General features: G+C 56.2%; 7 protein-coding genes and 1 pseudogene. 1 reads left to right on the forward strand and 7 read right to left on the reverse strand.

What is annotated here, in order from left to right; all coding sequences use genetic code 11:
• Positions 1-182 precede the first annotated feature (182 nt).
• The 7 genes from rnd to B3Z49_RS10535 form a co-directional block, all read right to left on the reverse strand.
• On the reverse strand, positions 183-1,346 hold the full coding sequence (gene rnd, locus B3Z49_RS10505) for a ribonuclease D (protein ID WP_040824125.1): 1,164 nt from the start codon (positions 1,344-1,346) through the stop codon (positions 183-185).
• Positions 1,347-1,461: 115 nt separating this feature from the next.
• Positions 1,462-2,550 (reverse strand): succinylglutamate desuccinylase/aspartoacylase family protein, encoded by a 1,089-nt coding sequence (locus B3Z49_RS10510; RefSeq protein ID WP_296990643.1) that lies wholly within the window; start codon positions 2,548-2,550, stop codon positions 1,462-1,464.
• A gap of 17 nt (positions 2,551-2,567) precedes the next feature.
• On the reverse strand, positions 2,568-3,473 hold the full coding sequence (gene rimK, locus B3Z49_RS10515) for a 30S ribosomal protein S6--L-glutamate ligase (RefSeq protein ID WP_296990644.1): 906 nt from the start codon (positions 3,471-3,473) through the stop codon (positions 2,568-2,570).
• 132 nt (positions 3,474-3,605) lie between these two features.
• Entirely contained in the window at positions 3,606-4,106 is a 501-nt protein-coding gene (locus B3Z49_RS10520; protein ID WP_008891259.1) for an ATP-dependent zinc protease, read from the reverse strand.
• Positions 4,107-4,196: 90 nt separating this feature from the next.
• Positions 4,197-4,919, reverse strand: coding sequence for an HdaA/DnaA family protein (locus B3Z49_RS10525; protein WP_296990646.1), 723 nt, complete (start codon positions 4,917-4,919; stop codon positions 4,197-4,199).
• 35 nt (positions 4,920-4,954) lie between these two features.
• Positions 4,955-6,049: an AI-2E family transporter gene (locus B3Z49_RS10530; RefSeq protein ID WP_064780553.1), complete on the reverse strand. Its 1,095-nt coding sequence runs from the start codon at positions 6,047-6,049 to the stop codon at positions 4,955-4,957.
• 40 nt (positions 6,050-6,089) lie between these two features.
• Positions 6,090-7,214 (reverse strand): DUF2066 domain-containing protein, encoded by a 1,125-nt coding sequence (locus B3Z49_RS10535; RefSeq protein WP_296990649.1) that lies wholly within the window; start codon positions 7,212-7,214, stop codon positions 6,090-6,092.
• Between the two features lie 358 nt (positions 7,215-7,572).
• On the opposite strand from B3Z49_RS10535, the pseudogene B3Z49_RS10540 reads away from it, so the two are divergent.
• A pseudogene (locus B3Z49_RS10540) lies at positions 7,573-7,850 on the forward strand (phosphoribosylformylglycinamidine cyclo-ligase); the annotation flags it as partial.

Below are 7,850 nucleotides of genomic sequence, written 5' to 3' on the forward strand. Positions count from 1 at the left end.
AAGGAAGGGGCAATTGTCACAGCCCAGGTGCGCGGCATGCCCGAATCGGCCCGGATCGCCAAAACCATGGCAACCGCCCTGCTTGATGCCGCCCTGCCCGCCTGATCGATTGGTCAAACCGGTTCAAAAACAAAAACGGGGCCGTCGGGCCCCGTTTTTTGTTCTTCACGGCAGCATGCGACCTAGTCATCAAGCTCGACAAAGACCACTTCGCCGTCTTTCAGCTTAAGGCCAAGCTGCCCGTGTTTCAGACGCAGCGCATATTGCCCGAAAAGCTCGCGCCGCCAGCCACGCATGGCCGGAACATCGGCGTTGTCGTCGGCGGCGATATTCTGAAGATCGTCGCTTGATGCCACCAGACGCTGGGCAACGCCCTTTTCCTCAGCACAGAGTTTAAGCAACACCTTCAGCAACTCGACCGTCGGGCCGATCCCGGCTGGCAGTTCAATGCGTTCCTTTGGCTTCGGCCACTGATCCTGCGGGCTATCAAGGGCTGCCTTGATCGCCTCGATAATTGCCTGCCCCGGTTTGGAGGTGCCAAAGTTGCGGCCTACGCCACGGGTTTTATCAAGGTCCTTGTCGGTCATCGGCTGACGGGCAGCGATATCAAGCAAGGTATCATCGCGCAAAACCCGGTTGCGCGGCAGGTTCTTGCGCTGCGCTTCGGTCTCGCGCCATTCGCCAAGCGCACGTGCCACCGCCAGGAATTTCGGGCTGTTGGATCGGGTTTTAAGCCGCTTCCATGCCTCGGCCGGATCAATCGAATAGATCGACGGATCGGTCAGGCGTTCCATTTCCTCAAACAGCCACACCGCACGGCCATTGGCCTCAAGGCGCTCATGAAACGCTTCATAGATCACACGCAGATGGGTCACATCCGAAAGCGCGTAACTGATCTGTTTGGTCGAAAGCGGACGGCGCGACCAATCGGTAAAGCGCATCGATTTATCAATGCTCTTGCGCGCAACCTTGTTGACCAGCGTCTCATAACCGACCTGATCACCATAACCGAGCACCATCGCCGCCACCTGGGTGTCAAACACCGGATGGGGGACCTTGCCCGACAGATGGACGAAAATCTCGATATCCTGGCGGGCAGCGTGAAACACCTTGACCACCGCCTCGTCCTGCATCAGCTCGAACAGCGGCGTCAGATCAATGCCCTCGGCAAGCGGATCGACCGCAGCCCCGTTATCGGACGGCTCCGGACTTGCCAGCTGCACCAGACACAGTTGCGGCCAATAGGTCGAGTCCCGCATGAATTCGGTATCGACAGTGACATATTCGAACTTGCGCAATCTTTCACAGAGACTGCGAAGTTCTTCTGTAGTTGTAATTGGTTCCATGCCGACTGCTATAGCATTGCCTGCCACAATTCGCCAGTGGCTTCGATGCAGGGCTGATCTTCGCCTTATTCGGGCAACATATGCCCCAAGGCGCTCCAGAGATTAGGGTCAGGACCTAGATAATCTCGTCCTCATCCAGAAGCGGATCGGATTGCAGATGGGTTTCGATGGCGTCCATGCGTTCCTGGACTTCTGACGGGCGCTTGATCGACGCAATATGAAACAGCGCGTCCCCCTGATTGACAATCGGGTGGTTGGTCCGCCCGATGATCAAGCCTTCCTCGCGCACGATGACTTCTTCGTCACGTTGCCCGAACGGATCGGATACCGCCGCGGCCACGTCCCCGGCCCGGACAAACTCCCCGGCCAGTTTAAAGGTCCGCAAAATGCCGCCCGCCGGTGCGCGCAGCCAATGGCTGTTGGAGGATTTGAACGACGGCACGCGTGGTTCGCGCACGGTGCGCTGCGATGTCATGCCCAGTTTGCGCATCACGCGCAGAACGCCTGACACCCCGGCACGGATCGACATTTCATCAAAACGAAGCCCCTCGCCCGCCTCAAACAGCAGGATCGGCACGCCAAGCTCGCGCGCGGCCTCACGAAGCGACCCGTCGCGCAGCGGACTGGTCAGGATGATTGGTGCGCCAAACGCCTCGGCATATTCCATGATATTCGGGTCATCTTCATTGACCCGGATCTGCGGCAAGTTAACCCGGTGAACCGCCGCCGAATGCAGGTCGATACCGAAATCGGATCGCTCGACAATTTCATGCAAAAACAAATGGGCCAGCTGTGCGGCCAGGGATCCGCGCGAATGCCCCGGGAAGCAGCGATTCAAATCGCGCCGGTCGGGAAGATAGCGGGTGTTATTAAGGAACCCGAACGCATTGACCACCGGCACGGCCAGCAACGTTCCGCGCATGCCGCGCAATGCGGTTGATTTCAAAACGCGGCGGATAACCTCCACCCCGACAATCTCGTCGCCGTGGACAGCGCCACTGACGAAAATCACCGGCCCCGGTCGTTTGCCATGCACGACATTGACCGTCAGATTGACCGGCGTGTGGTTGGACAAAAGCGAGATCGGGATATCAACAATCTGGCGCGTGCCCGGAGCAACCTTTTTCCCAGCGATTTCAAAATCAGGGTTCTTGGGGGTTCTGGGCGCTTTGGCTTTCCCCTTGGGTGATCCGGTTTCGCTCATCGTGGTATCCCTTGTTCTTATCCCTTGCCTTTGGTCCGCACCTTACCGGGTTTGAAATCTTTTTCCATGAATTCAATGATCATGCCGGCAATGTCCTTGCCCGTTGCATTCTCAATGCCTTCCAATCCCGGTGAGGAGTTCACTTCCATCACCACCGGCCCGTGATTGGATCGCAGGATATCAACACCACAAACATTCAACCCCATCGCCTTGGCGGCTTCAACGGCGGTCGAGCGTTCCTGCGGGGTGATGCGGATCGCACGCGACGAACCACCGCGATGGATGTTGGATCGGAAATCGCCCTCCGCCCCTTTGCGTTCCATGCTGGCAACCACCTTGCCACCAATCACAAAGCAACGGATATCGCTGTTGCCGGCTTCCTTGATGAATTCCTGCACCATGATCGCAACATTGGCACCACGGAACGCCTCGATCACGGATTTGGCGGATTTTTCGGTTTCGCCCAGAACCACACCGATGCCCTGTGTGCCTTCCAGAAGCTTGATCACCACCGGCGCACCGCCGACAATCGACAGAACTTCATCGGTCTTTTTGGGATCATGGGCAAAGGCGGTCACCGGCAGTCCGATGCCACGGCGTGCCAGGATCTGCAGCGAACGCAACTTGTCGCGCGACCGGCCAATGGCAACAGACTCGTTTAACGGATAAACACCCATCATTTCAAACTGGCGCAGAACTGCCAGACCGAACTGGGTCACCGACACACCGATACGCGGGATCACCGCGTCATAACCGGTAAGCTTGTCACCGCCGTAATAGATTTCCGGTTTCAGCGACGTGATGTTCATCGACACCCTGAGGGTATTGATGATGTCCATCTCATGCCCGCGTGCTTCGGCCGCCTCGACCAACCGTTTGTGGGAGTAAAGGTTTGGATTGCGTGCAAGCATCGCGATTTTCATAAGATGTCCCCCAAGGTCGGCAAAACGAAGTGCGACCGGTATAATACCGGTGGCTGGCGAATGCGGAATTGTCAGAAAGTAAAACGACCCTGTCGGGATCTTGTTCCGGCAATGGGTCGTTCTTCTGCGCGTCTATCTCTGTTCCGGCTTCCCTGCAAGATAAGATTTCGATGGCAGCACCAAAAATCTTCCTGCTTTCATCGCTGTGCGGCCCAAAAGCATGGGAAAGCCCATGATTGACCGGTTTGCCAGCGATACTTCAACTTTCAATTTGTGATGCCCAACCTGGATATGGGTGGCAATCACAAACCGTTCTTCGGCATTTCCGTTCGAAGAGCGAATCTCGCGCATTTCAATCAGCGGCGCCAGACAATCGATCCGCCCATGCCCGTCCCCGCGATAATGCGGCAGGGTAAATGATACAAAATCCTGCCCGTCACGCACGACTTTCTTTGGATTAAGCGCATGCAGCGACGATGTTCGCGCGCCGGTATCAACCTTGGCCTTGATCAAGGGCACGCCAAGATCAGGAAGGCCGATCCATTCCCGCCACCCCAAAACATGTCCATCGGAAATCAGGGTATCGGTCTGGCTCTTAAGCGACGGTTTTGCTTTTACGCGTTGCGGGCTCACATGCAGCTTCCGGTTATTGAATGCAATCTGTTAGGTGGTGGTGATGATAACCTGTAACAACCTGATCGGCTTACGAAATTCGTTTCGATGTTACGATTCTGTGGTCATGTCATCCATGACACTGCGCACCAGCGGCAAGGTCACCGCCCGCTTTTCGGCCAAGGCCCGGCGATCAATCGCCGCCACCAATTGACTTAACGCCGCAAAGGACCGCTCGATCCTCGGCAAGACATAACTGATGATTTGCGGGCTGGCCGGGATCTGCCGGTCGGCAAACAGCTTGATCAGCAAACCGACAATCAAATCATCATCCGGCGGCGAAATCTCGCACACCAGAGCCGCACCCAGCCTTGATTTCAGATCGGGCAAATCAATCTGCCAGCGCGATGGCGGCTGGCTTGCGGTCAACAACAAATGCCCACCGCGTTCCTTCAGCATATTGTAAATATGGAAACAGACGGTTTCATCAAGGCCTGCGCCAGCCACAAGGTCCGCATCCTCGATCACAAGACCGGTGGCATCGCCCAGAAGCTCATCGGGATTGATCCCGTTCAACTCCGATGCCGCGACCTGCAACGCGCCGGATCGTGCCCGCCACACTTCTGCCAGATGACTTTTGCCGCATCCCTTTGGCCCATACAGGCACAAGGCCGGGGCGGGCCATTTCGGCCATTGGTCGATCCACGCCACCGCTTCGCTATTGCAATCGGCCACCATGAAATCATCGCGCCCCAGTGCCGGGCGCATTTCAAGCGCCAGCGGCAATTGCTGCGGGTCGTTATCTTTGTCCGGCTTGGATGTCACCCGGGTCACAGTAAACTCAATTTGCTGATCTCGATCTCTGGGGTCTATTTCTCGGTCTCGGTCGTGGCATTGTTGCCAGCGTCCGGTCCGTGATCATAAAGCCTGCTATCGAGATACTGCCTTAAGCCATAACGTACAAGCACGCCGATCACGGCGGCCACCGGCACGGCCAGCATCACACCAAGAAGTCCGAACACCGCACCCCCGGCAAGCAAGGCAAACATCACCCAAACAGCATGCAGCCCGACCTTGTCGCCCACAAGCTTGGGCGTCAGGAAATTACCCTCAAGCACCTGGCCGATCAAAAACACCAGCGCCACCAGCCCAAGATCAAGCCCAAAGCCAAACTGTGCCAGCGCCACACCCATGCCAACCGCAAAGCCGGCAATCATCCCGAAATAGGGCACAAACGACACAAGTCCGGTCATCAAGCCAATGACAAAGCCAAACTCAAGCCCCGCCAGCGTCAGGCCAAGCCCGTAAAACAGGCCAAGCAATATGCACACCGTCGCCTGCCCGCGCACAAACCCGGCAAGGGTTTCATCAATCTCGCTAACGCACTGGCGGATATCCTTGGCCGACCGCCTTGGCAGGTAACTGTCCACCTTGGCAACAATCTTGTCCCAGTCACGCAGCAGGTAAAACGACACCACCGGCGTGATGAACAGCAAGCTCAGGAAGTTCAAAAGTGCGAGACCGCCCGAAAGCACATTGGTCAGAACATTACCGACCCATTTAAGGGCATTGGCACTCTGTCCCTTGATCGCATCCGATACACTTTGCAGGGTTTCGGGCGCGACACGGTCGAGGACATTTTGCAAATACGGCGCGACATTGGTGCGCAACGTATCGACATAGCCCGGAAACCGTTCAAGAAAGCCTGCCAACTGGCTGCCGATCATCGGCACGACAATCAACATCACCAGAATGAACACAAGGAAGAAAAGGAACGTGATGATGCTGGTCGCAATCACCCGGCTGGCCCCGCGTTCCTCAAGCCGGTCGGCAAGCGGATCCAGGAAATAGGCAATCGCCATCCCGGCAACGAACGGTAACAGGATGCCCGAAAACAGCCAGATCAGGAAAAAGAATCCAACAACAAAGATCAGCCAGAAACGTGCTTGCTGTCGTAATGTCATTCCCCGGCCCCTGTTAAACTGTCCCTGTCATGCAAAAGGCTTATCCGCCTAACGACAGCCCCTGCAAACGATCCGCCCCGCTTGGCTGAATGAACCAAAGTTCCCCCATCCGCGACAGGCTAAGGTTCTGCTGATTAAGCGCTGTCTGCAACTGATTGGCCGATCCGACATATTCGATTGATACCTGCACTTCGCGCTTCGACATCGCGATCACCCGCGAATTGCGCACCACCGGAAGCCCGATCAGCTTGTTCTCGATCCCTGCCCAGTCCGCAAGACCGGTAATCGGGATAAACACCATCAGGTTGCCACCCGTGCTGTAATTGATCAGATTGGCGCGTTTCCAGCCATCAGCCAATTGCTCCTGCACCGACTTGGCGGCGCGTACCAGCGTTTCGTTCAATGTCTCGCCTGCCTGGGTCTTTTCCTGCACGCCAAAAATCTGCGGTGCGCCATTGGGCTCATAGCGGGTGACGGATACATCAACCGTCTCGCCGCCTTCTGGCCCGCTGACCTCGGCACTGGCCACCACGGCGACATCCGCGCCATAACGTTTGGCAAGCTGGGACAGACGTTCCATCGATCCGCTTTCGGCCTGCTCGGCCGAGACGGTGCTGATATCGGTCAGATCGCCAATCGGCGCCTTGATCGGCACCAGTCCCGATGTCGCGATATTGCGCGCCCAGACATCGCGCCACGGATTGGGATCATCCCACAGATTAACGAAATTATTCGTGCGATAGACCGGCACGATCATCACCGGTTTGGACTGCAATTCGGCAAATGAAATATCGCGGAACCGCAAGAACCGGCGAAGCTCGTCATCCTTGAAGCGCACGGTCATGTCCGCAATATAGCGCACGGATGATGTCTTTTCGTTCGACACCCCGAAATCGCTCACCATGTTCGTGATCACCGATGTTTCCGGTGTCGCAAGTCCGGCGCGATCTTCGGGCAGGGTCAAGCGTGCAACCACTTCTTCAAACGCCTTGCGCTGACCGATTTCAAGTGCACGCTCGCGCGCAGCAGCCGCAGTTTCGGCGCGCTCGTCAACATGAACACCGCTGACGGTGAAAATGTCCTGTGCCGCTGCCGGAAAGGCCATAATGGCTGCTACGGTGGCGGCACCCGCCCACATCTTGATGTTTTTCAATGAAGTAAGCACGTATGCCTCTTTGCCCTAATCGTGTCTTGTTGCATTATTCTATAACGCTCTTTGTGGCATGTTGAACGCATTCTGCAAAGAAAACTCTGTCATGCGCAGGTGATCATTGCATATTGCCCGCGTTTGAGTATTTTCGGCCCAGCGGAAATTATCAAGCCCGCGTTTTTTATCAGCAGGATCGCTTTGTCCTCTATATCTGATTAAAGGCGTCAGTAAGGCGGATTGGTCAAACAGCAGGTTCCCTGCGACCCGGACCGCAATACGACAGTTGCCCGTCGATTAGACGTCGATACGTGCTGATGAAAAACGCGGTTTTGCCGCCTTTTATTCATGCATGTTTGATGCCAGGGACCCCGAAATGACCACCTCTAACGGCCTTACCTATAAGGACTCCGGTGTCGATATCGATGCCGGGAATGACCTTGTCGAACGAATCAAACCGCTTGCAAAAGCAACAACCCGTTCCGGTGTTGCCGGTGGTCTTGGCGGCTTTGGCGCCCTTTTTGATCTGAAGGCTGCCGGATATAACGACCCGGTTCTGGTATCCTGCACCGATGGTGTTGGCACCAAGCTGAAAGTCGCCTTTTTGGCCGACAAGCATGACACGGTCGGCATCGATCTTGTCGCCATGAGTGT

It is taken from the genome of Thalassospira sp. UBA1131 (genome assembly GCF_002311515.1).
Lineage (GTDB): Bacteria > Pseudomonadota > Alphaproteobacteria > Rhodospirillales > Thalassospiraceae > Thalassospira.

Coding starts and splice junctions, on each gene's coding strand:
- rimK (WP_296990644.1), bottom strand. CDS start 3,473: ATGAAAATCGCGATGCTTGCACGCAATCCAAACCTTTACTCCCACAAA.
- B3Z49_RS10510 (WP_296990643.1), bottom strand. CDS start 2,550: ATGAGCGAAACCGGATCACCCAAGGGGAAAGCCAAAGCGCCCAGAACC.
- rnd (WP_040824125.1), bottom strand. CDS start 1,346: ATGGAACCAATTACAACTACAGAAGAACTTCGCAGTCTCTGTGAAAGA.
- B3Z49_RS10530 (WP_064780553.1), bottom strand. CDS start 6,049: ATGACATTACGACAGCAAGCACGTTTCTGGCTGATCTTTGTTGTTGGA.